Below are 17,022 nucleotides of genomic sequence, written 5' to 3' on the forward strand. Positions count from 1 at the left end.
GGGCTGGCCTGTGTTTTCTGGGTATTCATTCGGGTGTTATTTAAGTGGTATTAGGGTGGTTTTTGTGGGGCGTGGAATTACAGCGTTGGGATGGGTTTTTGAAGGTCAGTGGTATGCACGGAGGGCGGGTTGCGGAGTTTGATATTTATTTTTATGGCGACCGGTGGTAGTGCGTTTTGTGTGTATATCCGCCGGCACATCCAACATTCTCATTGACTGAGCCACCGCTATCGCGAGCAGGCTCGCTCCCACAGGGGAAACGCGAACACCCAGACCCAGGCCGCCTCGGGACGAGCCTTGATCTTCATCGCGAGCAAGCTCCCACAGTGGTTTCGTGTCGTTGACAAATATGCCAATCGACATCGAACCCTGTGGCGAGGGAGCTTGCTCCCGCTGGGCTGCGAAGCGGCCCTGAAACCTGACAGCGCGGTGTGTCAGGCAGATCGAGTTGACTACTTTGGGGTTGCTGCGCCCGAGGCGTCGGACCGTCCCAGCGGGAGCAAGCTCCCTCGCCACAAGAGCTCTTATCCACAGGAACTTCTTGCCGCAAGAAAATGGGCTACGGCCGAATCTCGATCATCGTCCCATCCGGCACCAGGTTCCACACCTCACGCATGTCCACATTGCGCATGGCGATGCAGCCGTCGGTCCAATCCAGGGTATGGAACAACTGCTCAGGGTTCTCCTCCGAGTCCGGCGTGCCATGAATCATGATCATGCCTCCCGGTTCCACGCCTTCGCGGCGGGCGCGGGCGGCGTCGCTGATGTTGGGGTAGGAAATGTGCATCGACAGGTAGAACCGGTCGCTGACCTTGCGCCAGTCGATCCAGTAAAAGCCTTCGGGGGTGCGCTTGTCGCCCTCGATCAGCTTGGGGCCTTTCTTGGCGCCCTTGCCCAAGGAGATGCGATAGGTCTTGAGGGGCTTGCCGTCGTTGATCAATTGCAATTGATGGGCGGACTTGAGCACCAGGACTTTTTCGATGACTTTGCCGTTGTAGGTTCCCACGGCGGCGGCCTGGGACAGGGCGGTGAACGACAAGCAGAACAGCACAAGCAACCAGCGCATTGAAACGATATCCCTAGAGGTGTCGCGGCTATATTGGATTTTCTAGGCTCTGTACGAAATGTATCCGCACTCGCCCATACTGCGTTGAAACGAGGCTCGGAATGCTCATGTACTCCAGTACACTGCGCTTCCTCGCCCCGTTTCGCCTTGTCTGGCCTTCGCGCGAACACATTTCGTACAGAGCCTACGTATTGGCAGGCTGAGTCAGCGGCGGAATCGACTCGGATCGCACCGGGTATTGCTCGGCCCGCCGGTCAGCGTAGAAGTATTCTAGGGTACGGCCCACGGTGCGGAAAGCCAGCTCGTTCCACGGGATGTCAGCTTCTTCGAACAGCTTCACTTCCAGGCTTTCGGGGCCCGCGGCGAAATCCTCGTCCACCAGCTCGGCGCGGAAGAACACATGCACCTGGCTGATGTGCGGAACGTCGATCAGCGTATAGATGCTCAGGTTTCGCACCCGGGCGCAGGCTTCCTCGGCGGTTTCGCGCACGGCGGCTTGCTCGACGGTTTCGCCGTTTTCCATGAAGCCCGCCGGCAAGGTCCAGTAACCACGCCGTGGCTCGATGGCGCGCCGGCACAACAGGACTTTACTGCCCCAGGTCGGTACACATCCGGCAACGATATTGGGGTTTTGGTAATGAATGGTGTGGCAGGTGTCGCAGACAAAACGCAGGCGCGAGTCGCCCTCGGGTATGCGCTGGGTCACCGGGTTACCGCACTGGCTGCAGAATTTCATGCTTGGATTCCTGAAGGCTGCGCCTATCTTGGCGTGTGCGGGCCGGTATCGGCAAGTTGTCGTTTCGCGACATGACGCGGTCCGGGGCTTGGGCCGCTTGCCTGATTGGTGCATGATGCTAGGCAGCGAATAAATCGAGAAGTCTCATGCTGGACGAGCTACTGCATCGAGTAAGCAACCATACGCCGCGCGATCTGGAGACCGATCGGCGTTTTCCTGAAGCGGCGGTGCTGGTGCCGATCACGCGCAGTGATGAACCGGAGCTGGTGCTGACCCTGCGCGCCAGCGGTCTCTCGACCCACGGCGGCGAAGTGGCGTTCCCCGGTGGACGTCGAGACCCGGAAGACCCCGACCTGATCTTCACCGCCCTGCGCGAAGCCGAAGAGGAAATTGGCCTGCCCCCCGGCCTGGTGGAGGTGATTGGTCCCCTCAGTCCACTGATCTCGTTGCACGGTATCAAGGTCACGCCTTACGTCGGCGTGATTCCGGATTACGTCGAATACCAGGCCAACGACGCCGAGATCGCCGCCGTGTTCAGCGTGCCGTTGGAATTTTTCCGCAAGGACCCGCGCGAGCACACCCACCGCATCGACTACCAGGGCCGCAGTTGGTACGTGCCCAGCTACCGTTTCGAGGGGTACAAGATCTGGGGGCTGACGGCGATCATGATCGTGGAGTTGGTCAACCTGCTGTACGACGCCGGCATCGACCTGCACACGCCGCCCAAGACTTTCATCAACACCTGATGCCCCGAGGATTCCCATGAAATACCGCTTGGACGATGCCCGTGTCGAAACCCACCCACAGAGCTGGGTCGCGCCCAACGCCACGCTGGTGGGCAAGGTCCGCCTCGAAGAGGGCGCCAACGTCTGGTTCAACGCGGTGTTGCGTGGCGACAACGAATTGATCCTGATTGGCAAGGACAGCAACGTACAGGACGGCACGGTGATGCACACCGACATGGGTTATCCGCTGACCATCGGCACTGGCGTGACCATCGGCCACAACGCCATGCTTCACGGCTGCACAGTCGGGGACTACAGCCTGATCGGCATCAACGCGGTAATTCTCAACGGCGCGAAGATCGGCAAGAACTGCATCATCGGCGCCAACTCGCTGATCGGCGAAGGCAAGGAAATACCCGATGGTTCGCTGGTCATGGGCTCGCCGGGCAAGGTCGTGCGAGAACTGACCGAGGCCCAGAAAAAAATGCTCGAAGCCAGTGCGGCGCACTACGTTCACAACTCGCAGCGCTACGCACGCGACCTGATCGAGCAGGAACAATGAACACACCTGAACGCCCGATTCCGTCGCCCTGCGTAAACATCTGCTCGCTGGACGATGACGACGTCTGCACCGGTTGCCAGCGCACCGTCTCCGAGATCACCCAATGGCGCAAGATGAGCAACGATGAACGGCGCAGCGTTCTGGCGTTGTGTCATGAACGGGCCAAGGCCAATGGATTGGTGTGGATGCTGCCGGCAAGGCGTTGATGTCCACTTGTGAATACAAAATCCCTGCGGAGAGGGAGCAAGCTCCCTCTCCGCAGGGGCGTCTCACAAGGCTTTAATCGATCGTCGTCCCAACCACCGATCCAACCCCACCACCCCCAGCGCAATCCCGACAAACCCGGCCAACACGCCCCCGGCATTGATGAACACCTGTGGATAACCCAGGCTCGTCACGTCGATGAAAGGGTAGGGATAGGCCGCCAGCAGATCACCCCGTAGCAGGATGTAGGCGAAGTACACCAGCGGGTAAATCATCCACAGCCCGACGTGGCCCAGGCGCAACGTGCCTTTGGGCACCCAGAGCCCCCAATAGATGATGAACAGCACCGGCATGATGTCGTGCAGCAGTTCGTCGGCGATAAATTGCCAGCCTTCCGGTTGCCAGAGATGGCGCAGCAATACGTTATAGGCCAGGCCGACCAAGGCGATGCTCACCGCGATGCCGCTGCGTACCGCTGGACGCAGGAACCAACGCCTCACCGCTGATTCACGGCGGGTCACTTCCCAGGTCAATACCACGGCGGCCAAGGTATTGGTCAATACGGTGAAGAAACTGAAGAAGTTGACCAGGCCGCCCAACAGGCTCGCGCCCAGTTCCCATCGGCCCAGCAGGATCAGGTAGAGCTGAATGCTCAATCCCACCCAGCCGAGCAATGCCAGCATCGACACGAAACCGGTTCGCACGTTCATGGTTCAGATAGGCCGCTTGGTGCGCATCAACTTGACGTACAAGCGCTCGACTTTCTCCCGTGCCCATGGCGTCTTGCGCAGGAAGGTCAGGCTCGACTTGATGCTCGGGTCGCTCTTGAAGCAACGGATATCGATGCGTTCCGCCAGGCCTGACCATTGGTAATGCTGCACCAGGGCATTGAGGATCTGCTCCAGGGTCACGCCGTGCAGTGGGTTGTTGTTCGGTTCGGTCATGGCAAGCCTTGCATGATGAGCTGTGAAGCCGCGCACCTTAGCCGAGGCGCTCTGCGGGGGGAAGTGCCGCCGTTATCAGGGCTTGTATCCCCGGCACACTGTTACCGAATTCGAGATGATCCATGTCAACAAAAGCGCTTTCGCTATTTGTAACAGGACATTATCCTTGCGCCGCTTGCTGAAACGCTTCTTCTGGCGTACCAGAGCCTCTGCGTCCAGCTACTCCTGTTGAAAGGTCTAAAGAATGCCGAATGTCGCGATCCTGAGAGACAGCGCTGTCTTGGTAAATTCCGGTGGGAACGAGCTTACTCACCATAGCGATTGCACATTCAACATTCGAGTCGACTGACACGCCTTGATCGCGAGCAAGTCCGTTCCTACAGCGACCGCGTCATCGAATTTGCCTTTTTCCAACTGAACCATGCCCCCTCAAGATCGTCATCTAAAGTGACTACTTGCGCGGGACTCTTTAAAACGTCACGGAGATACACACTATGAGCGCTGAGGGTGCTTTGAGTCGAAGCCGTCTGCTACCGAGCTTGCTCGGCATTCTGCTTCTATTGATGGGGCTGGCCTTGTTGGCCGGTGGGATCAAACTGAGCACGCTCGGCGGCTCGCTGTATTATCTGCTGGCGGGCATCGGCCTGGCGATTACTGGTGTACTGCTGATTCTGGCGCGCCGTGCAGCGCTGGGGATGTACGCGCTGGTTTTATTCGCCAGTACGGTGTGGGCGTTATGGGAAGTGGGCCTGGATTGGTGGCAATTGGTGCCGCGCCTGGCCATGCTGTTCGCCTTGGGCATCGTCATGCTGCTGCCGTGGTTCCGGCGCCCGTTGCTGACCGCCGATGCATCGCCGATGGGCACCCGAGCGCTGGGTGCGGCCGTTGTCATCGCGGGTATCGCCGCCCTCGCCAGCCAATTCACCAACCCTGGTGAGATCAAGGGCCAACTGGACCGCGACAGCGTACCGGGCGTGACCAACACCGCACCGGCCATGCCGGACGGGGATTGGAACTCCTACGGCCGCAGCGCCCATGGCGACCGTTATTCGCCACTGGCGCAGATCACCCCTGAAAACGTCAGCAAGCTGAAGGAAGCCTGGACGTTCCGCACCGGTGACCTGCCAGGGCCGAACGACCCAGGCGAGACCACCGCGGAAAATACCCCGCTGAAGGTCAACGGCATGCTTTATGTGTGCACGCCCCACAGCCAGGTCATCGCTCTGGAGCCAGAAACCGGCAAGGAAATCTGGCGCTTCGATCCGAAGCTTTCTACGCAGAACGCGGAAAACTTCAAGGGCTGGGCCCACATGACCTGCCGTGGCGTGAGCTATCACGATGACGCCGTCTACGCCTCGGCCGAGCAGAGCCCGACCGGCGCCGCCAGCACTACGCCGGCCAGCACCGTTTGCCCACGGCGGATCTTCCTGCCGACGGCCGACACCCGCCTGATCGCCCTCAACGCCGATACCGGCAAGATGTGCGAAGACTTCGGCGACAAAGGCCAGGTCGACTTGAGCGCCAACATCGGTGGTTTCACGGCCGGCGGTTACTACTCCACTTCGCCACCGGCGGTCACCCAGAATCTGGTCGTTATCGGCGGCCATGTCACCGATAACGTCTCCACCGACGAGCCAAGCGGCGTGATCCGCGCCTATGACGTGCACACCGGCAAGCTGGTGTGGAACTGGGACAGCGGCAACCCGGACGACACCACGCCGATTGCCGAAGGCCAGACCTACACCCGCAACTCGCCGAACATGTGGTCCATGTTCAGCGTCGATGAAAAACTCGGCATGCTTTACCTGCCGATGGGCAACCAGACCCCCGACCAGTTTGGTGGTTTCCGTACCCCTGAATCGGAAAAATACGCCGCTGGCCTGACCGCCCTGGACATCGCCACCGGCAAGGTGCGCTGGTACTTCCAGTTCACTCACCACGATCTGTGGGACATGGACGTTGGTGGTCAACCGACCCTGATGGACATGAAAACCGCCGATGGCGTGAAGCCGGCTGTGCTGGCATCGACCAAGCAGGGCAGCATCTACGTGCTGGACCGCAGTAACGGCCAGCCGATCGTGCCGATCAAGGAGGTCCCGGTGCCCCAAGGCGCGGTGGAAGGCGACTTCACCTCGCCGACCCAGCCGATGTCCGACCTGAACTTCGTGCCGCCGGTCCTCAAGGAGCGGGACATGTGGGGCGTCACGCCGTTCGACCAGATGCTGTGCCGGATCGACTTCAAGTCGCTGCGCTATGACGGTATGTTCACACCGCCTTCGTTGCAGGGCTCGATTGTTTATCCTGGCAACTTCGGTGTGTTCGACTGGGGCGGCATTTCTGTCGATCCGGTGCGCCAGATCGCCTTCGTCAACCCGAGCTACATGGCGTTCAAATCGAAGTTGGTACCGGCGGCGGAAGTGGCCGGTGGCCCGGGTCGCAAGAGCGAGACCGAAGGCGTGCAGCCAAACAAAGGCGCGCCATATGGCGTGATCCTCGAAGCGCTGCTCTCGCCCATGGGGCTGCCGTGCCAGGCGCCTGCGTGGGGTTATGTCGCGGCCGTGGACCTGACCAACAACAAGACCCTGTGGATGCACAAGAACGGCACGGTGCGCGACAGCTCGCCGGTTCCGATCCCGCTGAGCATGGGTGTTCCAAGCCTGGGCGGCACATTCACCACCGCCAGTGGCCTGGCATTCCTCAGCGGCACGCTTGACCAGTACCTGCGCGCTTATGACGTGAAGAACGGCAAGCAATTGTGGGAAGGCCGCCTGCCTGCTGGCGCTCAGACCACGCCGATGACCTACACCGGCAAGGACGGTAAGCAATACGTGCTGGTCGTTGCAGGGGGGCACGGTTCCCTGGGCACCAAGCAGGGTGACTATGTGATTGCCTACAAACTGCCGGATTAAGCCCTACCGGCGCTCATGAAAAAGGCGACACCCTTGCGGGTGTCGCCTTTTTTAATCCCTCGATTTCACGCTGGCTTTTGTGAACACGCCAAGCCTTGGCCTTTGTGAACACAACACGCTTTTGTGGCGAGGGGATTTATCCCCGCTGGGCTGCGCAGCAGCCCCAAAGCAGCAAACCCAATCTGCCTGACACCCCGAGTTGTTGGGTTTAGGGCTGCTGCGCAACCCAGCGGGGATAAATCCCCTCGCCACAGATAAATCCCTTCACCACAAGGACTGTGTTCAGCCCTGGGCTTTACAACTCGATCTTGACGGCCTGGGAAGCCCGGGTCGCCTTGGCGCGGGCGGCTTCGATGGATTCGTCGCGGGCCAGGGCCACGCCCAGGCGGCGCTGACCGTTGACTTCCGGCTTGCCGAATAGACGCAGCGCCGTGTCCGGCTCGCTCAGGGCGGCGCCGAGGTTGGCAAACGCGGTCTGGGTCGATTGGCCTTCCACGAGGATTACCGCCGAAGCCGATGGGCCGAACTGGCGGATCAACGGAATCGGCAGGCCGAGGATGGCCCGGGCGTGCAGGGCGAACTGAGACAGGTCCTGGGAGATCAGCGTGACCAGGCCGGTATCGTGGGGGCGCGGGGAGACTTCGCTGAACCACACTTGGTCGCCCTTGATGAACAGCTCGACGCCAAACAGGCCGCGGCCACCCAGGGCCTCGGTCACTGCCTTGGCTACGCGCTCGGATTCGGCCAGCGCCGCCGGGCTCATGGCCTGTGGTTGCCAGGATTCCTGGTAGTCGCCCTTTTCCTGACGGTGGCCGACCGGTGCGCAGAACGTGGTGCCGCCGACATGGCGCACGGTGAGTAGGGTGATTTCGTAATCGAAATCGATGAAGCCTTCGATGATCACCCGGCCCTTGCCAGCGCGGCCGCCTTCCTGAGCGTAGTCCCAGGCTTTCTGCACGTCTTCAACGCCGCGCAGCAGGCTCTGGCCCTTGCCCGAGGAACTCATCACCGGCTTGACCACGCAGGGGAAACCCAGGGTCTCGACGGCCTTGCGGTAGTCTTCCACGGTGTCGGCGAAGAAATACGGGGAAGTCGGAAGGCCCAGCTCTTCGGCGGCCAGGCGACGGATGCCTTCACGGTTCATGGTCAGTTGCGCGGCGCGGGCCGTAGGAATCACCGTGAAACCTTCGGCTTCCAGCTCCACCAGGGTGGCGGTGGCGATGGCTTCGATCTCCGGCACGATGTAGTGCGGCTTCTCGGCCTCGATCACCGCACGCAGGGCGGCGCCATCGAGCATGTTGATCACGTGGCTGCGATGGGCCACTTGCATCGCCGGCGCGTTGGCGTAGCGATCCACGGCAATCACTTCAACGCCCAGTCGCTGCAGTTCGATTACCACTTCCTTGCCCAGCTCACCGCTGCCACACAACAAAACGCGGGTCGCGGTGGGCGACAATGGAGTTCCGATACGGGTCATCTGAAGGTCCTCAAAACAGGAGCGGATCATCGGGGGCGCGCGCCGGGCGAGCTTCCCATGGGGAGAAAACGCGGCATTTTACATGAACCGCGTCAGCCGGCGACGGCCTGTTTGCGCAAACGCCAGGCCATGATCAGCCAGACGGCCGTGACCCCGGCGAATTTCGAGAGCAGCGCGGTGATTATCACGGCGGGCTTCAGGGCGTCGATCAGGCCGAAGAAAATGAATGTATCGAGAGGGATGCTCAGTGCCGAACTGATCCACAACCGGTCATGCAGCGGACGCTTGGTGACCGTGAACACCAGCCAGTCGATGCACTCGGAGACGGCAAACGCCGTGGCGCTGGCCAGGGCGATGGTTGGGTCGGAGGTGACGTAGGACAGCACCAGCGCCACCAGCATCGCCACGATGGCGCCATGGCCGAAGCGGGTCTGCACCATGTCCCGCAAGATAAACACCAGGCCCCCCCAGGCCGACCAGATGATGTCCAGGTGCGGCGCGGCTGAAAATGCAAAGTTGATCAGCACGACGCTGCCGATGTAGGCGATCAGGAAAAGCATGGGACCGGGTACCTGGTGGGGATGGAATGTCGGGTGAACCCTCAAGGACAACGAAGCCCCCTGTGGCGAGGGAGCTTGCTCCCGCTGGGCTGCGAAGCAGACCCAAAACCTGACAACTCGGAGGATCAGATAGATCGAGGTGACTGTTTTTTGGGGGGCTGCTGCGCAGCCAGCGGGAGCAAGCTCCCTCGCCACAAGGGCCATTAGTGTCAGAAGGTTACTTCAGCAGCAAGCCATCCCTCAATCTTCCTCACTGTCATCCAGCTTCCAATACCCCACGGCCTTCACAAAATCCTGGTCCAGGCCTTTCTCTTCCAGCAATACCTTACGGATCTGCCGGGACACCTTGCTCTCGGTCGCGACCCAGGCGTACAGCTTGCCGCCGGGCATTTCCAACTGCTGCACGGTGCGTAGCAGGCTGTCCTGGCGCCCCTCACGCAATACCCAGATCACATGCACCTGCGCGGGGCTGTGGAGCACCTGCTGTTCGGCGCCATTTTCCACTTCCACCACCACCAAGGCCTTCCGGTTGGGGGCAAGGCCTTCGAGACGGCGAGCGATGGCGGGCAAGGCGGTTTCGTCGCCGATCAACAGGTAGCTGTCGAAGACGTCCGGCACAATCATCGACCCCCGTGGCCCGGCGATGTTGAGGTATTGGCCGGGCGCGGCCTGGGCCGCCCAGGTCGAAGCGGGGCCGTCGCCATGGAGCACGAAATCGATGTCCAGCTCCAGGGCGTCTAGGTCATAGCGGCGCGGGGTGTAGTCGCGCATTTCTGGCATCGGACCCTGCGCCTTGCCCGCACCGGGCGCGAAGTTTTCCAGGGCGGCGTGTTCCTCGGCGTTCTGGGGGAACAACAGTTTTATGTGATCGTCGGTGCCCAGGCTGACGAATCCGGCCAGTTCCGGCCCGCCGACGGTAATGCGGCGCATGCGCGGTGTCAGGTCGACCACGCGCAGCACTTGCAGGCGGCGGCGTTTGATCTCGTGGCTGACGCGGTGGATGGTGTTTGGATCAACTCCAGTCATGCTTTTACTCCGAAACGGTTGGACTGCCAGGGCCGTCGACAATGGCTTTGGCGGTGTCGTTGAGCAGGTCGCGTACCCGCAGGATTTCATCAGGGCTCCAACGGCCATGGTGCGTTTGCAGGGCATGCCGCAGGTTATACACCGCTTCGCGGATTTCCGGGGGGCGGTCATGGCCGCGCAATGTGCGCTTGCTGATTTCGATGCGCGAGCGCACTTCATCCAGCGCTTGGGCCTGGTTCTCCAGTGATAGACGTCCGGCATCGGTCACGCTGTAGCTTTTTTTCCCATTTTCGACGCTGCAGCTGACCAAAGCGTTCATTTCCAGAAAGGTGAGGGTCGGGTAGACCACGCCCGGGCTGGGGCTGTAGGCGCCCTCGAACAGGTGCTCGATCCGGCGGATCAGGTCATAGCCGTGGCAAGGCTGTTCGGCAATCAGCGCCAGCAGCAACACTTTTAAATCACCCGAGGCGAAGACCCGTGGGGCCCGGTTGCCTCGCGAGGCGGTCGGGCGCGGTTCGAAACGGTCGTATTCTAGTTCGAAGGCGGGAGTGGGGTGAGAATAGAGGTTCTTCATATGCTGTCTCCGTTCTGCATATAAATAAAAAAGATATATCTCGGACAAAGATATATCTTTCGTCTTGTTAAGTTTCTGGAACTAAGATATATCTTGTCGGCGAGAAGGATAAGTTGTTCTCAGGAGCGGACCTTACAGCAATGCTCAATGCGCACGGGAGCGCTAATAGGCTTTTGCCATGACAAAAAGGGTGTAGGTCCGGATTGTGGTCTGTTTCTGACAGATGAACTTGTTTTTTATAGATTTTTGCGTTTTTTTCCCTGTTGCGTTTGCCGGATTTATTACAAGTTTGTGGGAAATGCCCTGCTTTTTTTTAGTTGAAGAGAGTCCATCATGCTCGGCGTTGGACAGGCAGGCAAAGTTGCTCTTTGTCTGCCGTTGCAACCATTCTCTTTATGCTAAGAACAGGTGTTAACAACATGCTTAAGCAATTCGTAACCGCTGCCTCCCTGACTGCCGCCGCGCTGAGTTCGTCGTTGGCATTCGCTGCTGATGATGCGCGCTCGGCCATCCATATCACTGCGGACATCCCGACCAATTCGTTCCACGTCCTGCCGCGCAACCCAAACTTCGGTAAGGACGAATACATGGGCTACAACCCGGCGAGCAGCACCTTGAATCCATTGCGACAGGTTTTCGACGTGAAGAACACCGATGGTTCGGTCCATGCCTACATCGACGGCGGTCCGCAGTCGCTCTCCAATGGCAGCAACGACATCGCCCTGACCACCACATTCAACGGTGTCACTTTGACCGCCACGCCTCAAGAAGTGGTGGACGACGCATCGTCGAACGGGGGTACCGCAGCTGACATGCTTATCTCCGCGGCCAAGCCCTTGGCCAACCAGACTGGCCGGTACGTCGCTGACATGACGGTCATCTTCGATGCGGTACCTCGCGCTCCGCGTTGATGCCACTCAGTGCCTGATGGAACTCATCCATTCCATGGCATGACCGCAGGCCGGCCGGTCCTCCCCAACCGACCGGCCTGTACCTGAAACGCCCTGATCACTCGTTGATTATGAGAGTCCGTTGATGTTTTCGATGACACCCATCGCGGGTGCGCTCGCGCTATTGTTGTGCGCGACCGCATTGGCCGCGCCGACTGCCCCCGGTACGACGCCGACAAGTCTGTTATCCCAGGCCAAGGGACTGCCGGCGGAGTTCGAATCGCATTTCTTTGACGTGCCCTTGGCGGTTCGTGTTGAACTCAATCAACACTATCTCGGTGAAGCCATGGTGGTCTTGACTCGGGATGATCGGGTCACCCTGCTCGAATTCACCGACACCCAGGACAGCCTGATAAAACCGGTCGAGCGTGATCAATGGGAGCAATTACTCAAGCAAGGGCAGCCGCTGGGCGCATGCGAAGCCAACTGCGCATCTGGGTTGCTCGCCGTGCATTATAGTCTTGAAAACTCCTTGGTCTCGATCCTCACCCGAGACGTGGAGCGAACCAGCGAAACCAAGCGTTATTACGATCAACCGCAAGACGGTAGCTTCGGGCTGATCTTAAATAACCAACTCAATATCAATGGCGGCCAGGAACAGGACACCGGTGGGCGTTATGGCCTCAACGCCAGTTCCAGTATCGGTAACTGGAGCCAATCGCTCGACCTCCAGCTGTCTCGTCTTGGTGGCCCGGACGACAAGCTGTACCACGCCGTCCACGAGCTTTATACCCAGCGAGAGCTGGAAGGCAGTTTTTTTCGCCTGGGTTATTTCACCCCCGGCTCCGATGGCTTAAATCGCCAGATTCGCGCGTTCGGCGCCAACCCCGACACCGCGCTGGGCGTGATGTATGGCAGCTCCGACAGCCTGGCCATCGACAATCCCAAGCCCAGTGTCTACCCCATTTACGTCACCGCCAGTCGTCAGGCATCGGTGGAGATCTATCGCAACGGCCTGTTGATCAACACCCAAGCGGTCGGCGCTGGCTTGCAGAGCCTCGACACCCGGTCCTTGCCCGGCGGGATTTATGAAGTGGAAGTCCGTCTGGTCGAGGACGGGCAAACCACCGCCACCAGCCAGGAGCTGGTCTACAAGCCCAACAACTGGACCAATGTCGAGGACCGCTGGCGCTACAACCTGTTCGCCGGACGCGAGACCCGGCTGTGGAGCAACTGGGAAGACCAGCCCTCGGGTTTCAACACCGCGGGGCTAGGGCTCAATTACTTGCTCCATCCCCGGGTGATCCTGGGCGCCTCCACGCGCCAGGTGCAGGATAAATTGCAAGTCGGCACGTCGGTGGACTGGACCCTGGGCAGTAGCACCAGCCTGTACGCCAATGTCTATCAGACCCAGCAGTACGGCACCGGAATGGATGTGCAGGGCTTGTACAGTTACGGCAATGGCAGCGTGGTCGCCAGCCACAACCGCAGTTGGCTGGATACCCGCAAAACCTACGAGACCTTGCCCGACGGCACCCGTATCCGCCAGCGCAATGTGTTCATCGGCCAGACCAGCAACTCTTCGTTGTCGGTCAATCATCGGCTGAGCAACAAGAGCTCGTTAAATGGCCGGATCGCTTACAGCGAAGGCAATGTCCAGGGTACGGGCCTTGACTTGGGCTGGACCCAGCGCGGCAAGCTGCGTGGCAGCGACGCCAACTGGCGTTTTTCGGTGTTTGACCGCCCCGGGACGTCGAGCACTGGCGACAAACGTAATCGTGGCATCGACCTAAGTGTCAGCGTTGCGCTGGGCGGGCGGGGCGAGTACTGGTCGGGCAGCGTGGGCACCCGCACTTCGCGCGACGGCGAGCGGGACAACAATGCCTCGCTGTCCTATCGGCGCAGCCTGGAGGACCACGTCTTGCAAAGTGTCTCCGGCACGGTGCTGGCTGACACCTATGGCGTGGGCCTGTCCGGTCTCGCCAGTTTCCAGACCGACTCTCTTTACGGCGACGGGTTCGTCCAGCGCTCGTCCTATAACGACAACCTGGCCGGTGGCTTGAACCTGAGCAGCACCGTGGCCGTCGGCGGCAGCAAGGCCGCATTCACCGGCGAGCCCCAGGGGCGCGGCGCGGGGATGATCGTCGACGTGGAAACCGACCTGGACCACGTTGTCCTGCGCGCCGATGACTTGACCGGTGGCAGCACCGTGTTGCATCCAGGCCGAAATTTTGTGCCGATCACCGCCTATCAGAACAGCATGGTGACCTTCGACTTCGACGGCGTGCATCCCCCGGCGGCGAACATCGCGCCGTCGCGCACCCGTTATCACCTGAACAAGGGCGGTGTGGATTATCGCCGGATCAGCGTGATGAGAACCGTGACCGTGCTCGGTCGCTTGCTCGACGAACAGGGGCAACCGCTCAAGGGCCACCACGTCATCAACCATGCCAGCCGCGGGGTGAGCGAGGTGGACGGGTTCTTCTCCATGGAAATGAATGCCGGCTCGCCGACGCTGGAAGTGCGCCACGGCAACCAGTTGCTCTGCCAGTTCCGTTTCGATCCGAACAACGCCAGCGACGAGGGGGATGTGCTGATGATCGGTGACTTGCGTTGTACGCCGGACACCTTGGCCGATACCACGATTACCGATGCCGGCGCGGCCAAACGGCCTTCATGAGCCGCTTGAATGCTGGGATTGCGCTGCTTTCCCGCGATGGCTCGCAACGATTCGCTTTGATGCATGAGGTTGTATAGATGAAGTTTTTAAGGAGACTGGCAAGCGGCGCGGCTGCGGTGGCCTGGTTGGCCGGCCTGCCGCTTGTTCATGCCGCCACGCTGGACATCACCGCGCAATTCAGGGCGGATAGCGGGAAACCCAACGAGAATACGTTCGTCAACACCACGCGAAACAGCGGCTATTGCGCGCAATTTCCCGCGTACTGCGAGTCGGCGGGTATCTTCAGCCTGGGGTGGGCCGGTGTGGCTTCAGGCGGGCCTATTCAAGCCAACCATCAAAATCCCCGGCAAGGTCCGATGGTTAAAGCACCGGCCATCTGGCGTACGGTGCAGGTCACCCACGCCGGTACAGGCCATACAGAGAACCTTCAATTCCGCGTGGTCGGATTAGGCGCAGGCGTTGGGCTCACTCCCCGGGCGAGCGAGATAGTGGGTGGCGGCGTTGACGAGTCTACCGCCGTCCAGATGATTTTTGGCTCTACTTGGCGGGACGCACCTTCGCCCTGCATCACGCCGAACGGGAGCGGGTTCCATCCGTCCCCCTTGTGGTTCTTCTGGAAAACCCCGACAGAAGCCACATGTGCCAAACCGGCCCGATATTCGATTAATCGGTTCGAGTTCGCGGCTTTAAGTCTTGCCTATGAGCTGCGTACCCCCAACCCCATCGGAATGGCCGGCGGCCGTTACCAGGGCTCGCTTACGTTAACCCTGGGGCCGGGGCAGGATTTCGATTTCGGTGATGTGGTGATCCCCAATGATCCGGTGCTGACCGTCAATTTCACACTGGATGTCGAGCATGTTCTCAAGATTGAAGTGCCACCGGGCGGAAACCGGGTTGTGCTGGAACCACGGCAGGGCTGGCAAGCCTGGCTGGACAGCGGAGTCAAGCCGACCGAATTGTTTCGAGACCAGACATTCCTTATCTCGGCGTCTTCACCTTTCACGGTGAATCTTGAGTGCCAGTACAACATGAACGGTGATTGCGGGATAGACCGCCCAGGCATTTCTACTGTCCCGGTGTATATCTATATGACGCTACCTGACGGTTTTACCAATAGCACCGGCCAACCGATCAACCGTATACGTCTGTTTTCGGGGACGAATAATCAAAAAATTTCCGTGGATAGGTTTGTCGATCGTAAACCCGGAACTCTGCACTTTGTTATCAACAGCGCCAACTTCGCGAACATGATCGATCGGGGCCCTGGTACGTATGCCGGCACCGTCACGGTGATATGGAATTCAGAAATTTAAATAGCCCGACTACCGGCAGTATTCGGTGAGTTGCGTTTAATACATGAGGTTAAGAAGTAATGAAGCATTTATTGGCATGGGTCGGGCTCTCGATGTTTTGCAGCGTGGCCGTGGCTGGGCCGCAGATCAGTGTCGGCGTGGTCTATGACTATCTTCAGGGCGACAAGAGCACCTACATGAAACGGGTGTTCAACGGCGGGACGTCTACTGCATTCGTCAAGGTCAGTGTCCTGGAAATTATTTACAACGACGACGGCAGCTATCAAGAAGTGCCCGTTGAGAACCAGGCCGGTGTCATCGCCCGTGATGGCCTGATGGCGAGCCCGGCGCGCCTGATCGTGCCGGCCAATGGCGTGCAGGGCACCCGCTTGTTGTTCATGGGCGATCGGAGCGAGGAACGCTACTTCCGGCTGCGTTTCGTGCCGGTGGTGCCCGAGGCCGAGGATGAGTTCGCCATCAGCGCCGAGGAGCGCGAGGAATATAAACAAGAACGCATGGCGGCCGGCGTCAAGGTCCTGGCCGGCTACGGCACGGTGTTTTTCGTTCGCCCCAAGGACACCCGTTTCGAGACCGTCATCGATCACACCGGCAGTCGCTATTCGTTGCGCAATAACGGCAACAGCGTGGTGGTGATCGACGAGTTCAAGGACTGTTCGGTCCAAAAAACGAACGACTGCGAGCCGACCCTCAAGCATCACGTCATGGCCGGGAAGACATTCTCCATCGACAAGCAGCCAGGGCGTGAATACCGCTTCACCCTGATCGAGGGTGATCAACAGAAAGAAATCGAGATCAAGGGCTGATGGCTCGACGCCGTTCGCCACAGGTAATCATTATGTCCGAGACATTGGCACGTACGCTCCTTTCCATTTTTTTGATGGTCTCAAGTTTTACGGCTTGGGGAGCGGTTGAACGGGAAACCTTTGAGGTTTCCGTCGTCATCCCGACGCGTAGCTTCTATGTGCATCCGGTTCAGACGGGCTGGATCCACTTGGAACAGAGGCTGCCCTACAATTCCATCACCGGAGAGCTAGGAGCGCTGTCGAAGCATTATCGAGTAAAGAACACTAACGGCGCCGTTGGCGCCCGCCTTGCGGAGCCGGCATACCTGTCCAACGGTCACGAGCGCATTGACCTGCGTGTGATGTTCCATAACGTGCAGTTGAATCTTCAGACCCAACAGGTGGCGACAGCCTCCGAAGCGGGCGGTTGGTTGCAAGTAGACCTGGACATCGCCGCCATCAAGCCGGACGGTGGTTATAGGCCTGGCCAGTACCACGGCACTGTCAATATTGTGTTCGAGGCCCTTGCGCCGTAGAGCGCAGCTCAATGACGGGGACACCGTGTGGTATGGCG

Annotated in this window: 17 protein-coding genes; 9 read left to right on the forward strand and 8 right to left on the reverse strand. The window is 59.8% G+C overall.

The window, feature by feature from the left end; translation table 11 throughout:
* Positions 1–559 precede the first annotated feature (559 nt).
* Positions 560–1,066 (reverse strand): L,D-transpeptidase family protein, encoded by a 507-nt coding sequence (locus tag J3Q04_RS05395; protein ID WP_420765350.1) that lies wholly within the window; start codon positions 1,064–1,066, stop codon positions 560–562.
* 184 nt (positions 1,067–1,250) lie between these two features.
* Positions 1,251–1,802, reverse strand: a complete 552-nt coding sequence (locus tag J3Q04_RS05400; RefSeq protein ID WP_434607565.1) for an NUDIX hydrolase — start codon at positions 1,800–1,802, stop codon at positions 1,251–1,253.
* Between the two features lie 146 nt (positions 1,803–1,948).
* Here J3Q04_RS05400 and J3Q04_RS05405 point away from each other — a divergent pair, with 146 nt between their 5' ends.
* The 3 genes from J3Q04_RS05405 to J3Q04_RS05415 are packed head-to-tail and all read left to right on the forward strand — an operon-like array spanning position 1,949 to position 3,295.
* Entirely contained in the window at positions 1,949–2,548 is a 600-nt protein-coding gene (locus J3Q04_RS05405; RefSeq protein ID WP_420765348.1) for a CoA pyrophosphatase, read from the forward strand.
* 16 nt (positions 2,549–2,564) lie between these two features.
* A complete protein-coding gene (locus J3Q04_RS05410) occupies positions 2,565–3,089 on the forward strand; it encodes a gamma carbonic anhydrase family protein (RefSeq protein WP_434607563.1) in 525 nt (174 codons plus the stop codon).
* Positions 3,086–3,295, forward strand: coding sequence for a DUF1289 domain-containing protein (locus tag J3Q04_RS05415; RefSeq protein WP_420765346.1), 210 nt, complete (start codon positions 3,086–3,088; stop codon positions 3,293–3,295). Before J3Q04_RS05410 ends, J3Q04_RS05415 begins: the two co-directional genes overlap by 4 nt.
* A 63-nt stretch (positions 3,296–3,358) precedes the next feature.
* On the opposite strand, the gene J3Q04_RS05420 is transcribed toward J3Q04_RS05415, so the two are convergent.
* Both J3Q04_RS05420 and J3Q04_RS05425 read right to left on the reverse strand, forming a co-directional pair.
* Positions 3,359–4,003, reverse strand: coding sequence for a Pr6Pr family membrane protein (locus J3Q04_RS05420; protein WP_434560425.1), 645 nt, complete (start codon positions 4,001–4,003; stop codon positions 3,359–3,361).
* Positions 4,004–4,006: 3 nt separating this feature from the next.
* Positions 4,007–4,237 (reverse strand): VF530 family DNA-binding protein, encoded by a 231-nt coding sequence (locus tag J3Q04_RS05425; protein ID WP_434607560.1) that lies wholly within the window; start codon positions 4,235–4,237, stop codon positions 4,007–4,009.
* A 494-nt stretch (positions 4,238–4,731) separates the two neighbouring features.
* Here J3Q04_RS05425 and J3Q04_RS05430 point away from each other — a divergent pair, with 494 nt between their 5' ends.
* Positions 4,732–7,146, forward strand: coding sequence for a glucose/quinate/shikimate family membrane-bound PQQ-dependent dehydrogenase (locus J3Q04_RS05430; protein WP_434560423.1), 2,415 nt, complete (start codon positions 4,732–4,734; stop codon positions 7,144–7,146).
* A 295-nt stretch (positions 7,147–7,441) separates the two neighbouring features.
* Here J3Q04_RS05430 and purT read toward each other — a convergent pair whose 3' ends face one another.
* From purT to J3Q04_RS05450, 4 genes are all read right to left on the reverse strand, one after another.
* The gene (gene purT, locus J3Q04_RS05435; protein ID WP_434560421.1) at positions 7,442–8,623 is read right to left on the reverse strand and encodes a formate-dependent phosphoribosylglycinamide formyltransferase; all 1,182 of its coding nucleotides are present in this window, start codon (positions 8,621–8,623) and stop codon (positions 7,442–7,444) included.
* A 92-nt stretch (positions 8,624–8,715) separates the two neighbouring features.
* Positions 8,716–9,183: a preQ0 transporter gene (locus J3Q04_RS05440; protein ID WP_434607558.1), complete on the reverse strand. Its 468-nt coding sequence runs from the start codon at positions 9,181–9,183 to the stop codon at positions 8,716–8,718.
* Positions 9,184–9,423: 240 nt separating this feature from the next.
* Entirely contained in the window at positions 9,424–10,209 is a 786-nt protein-coding gene (locus J3Q04_RS05445) for a siderophore-interacting protein (RefSeq protein ID WP_434560419.1), read from the reverse strand.
* A gap of 4 nt (positions 10,210–10,213) precedes the next feature.
* Positions 10,214–10,783 carry a helix-turn-helix transcriptional regulator gene (locus tag J3Q04_RS05450; protein WP_434607556.1) on the reverse strand — a complete coding sequence of 190 codons (570 nt, stop codon included), beginning with the start codon at positions 10,781–10,783 and terminating at the stop codon, positions 10,214–10,216.
* Positions 10,784–11,202: 419 nt separating this feature from the next.
* Here J3Q04_RS05450 and J3Q04_RS05455 point away from each other — a divergent pair, with 419 nt between their 5' ends.
* The 5 genes from J3Q04_RS05455 to J3Q04_RS05475 all read left to right on the forward strand — a co-directional run bounded on the left by J3Q04_RS05455 (position 11,203) and on the right by J3Q04_RS05475 (position 16,984).
* Entirely contained in the window at positions 11,203–11,694 is a 492-nt protein-coding gene (locus J3Q04_RS05455) for a CS1 type fimbrial major subunit (protein WP_434607554.1), read from the forward strand.
* Between the two features lie 124 nt (positions 11,695–11,818).
* Positions 11,819–14,353, forward strand: coding sequence for a CS1-pili formation C-terminal domain-containing protein (locus J3Q04_RS05460; protein ID WP_434607552.1), 2,535 nt, complete (start codon positions 11,819–11,821; stop codon positions 14,351–14,353).
* Positions 14,354–14,430: 77 nt separating this feature from the next.
* Entirely contained in the window at positions 14,431–15,666 is a 1,236-nt protein-coding gene (locus J3Q04_RS05465) for a hypothetical protein (RefSeq protein ID WP_434607550.1), read from the forward strand.
* Positions 15,667–15,725: 59 nt separating this feature from the next.
* Positions 15,726–16,469 (forward strand): molecular chaperone, encoded by a 744-nt coding sequence (locus J3Q04_RS05470; protein WP_434607548.1) that lies wholly within the window; start codon positions 15,726–15,728, stop codon positions 16,467–16,469.
* Between the two features lie 32 nt (positions 16,470–16,501).
* Entirely contained in the window at positions 16,502–16,984 is a 483-nt protein-coding gene (locus J3Q04_RS05475; protein ID WP_434607546.1) for a CS1 type fimbrial major subunit, read from the forward strand.
* Positions 16,985–17,022: the final 38 nt, after the last annotated feature.

It is taken from the genome of Pseudomonas sp. D4-21 (genome assembly GCF_051132125.1).
Classification (GTDB): Bacteria; Pseudomonadota; Gammaproteobacteria; order Pseudomonadales; family Pseudomonadaceae; genus Aquipseudomonas.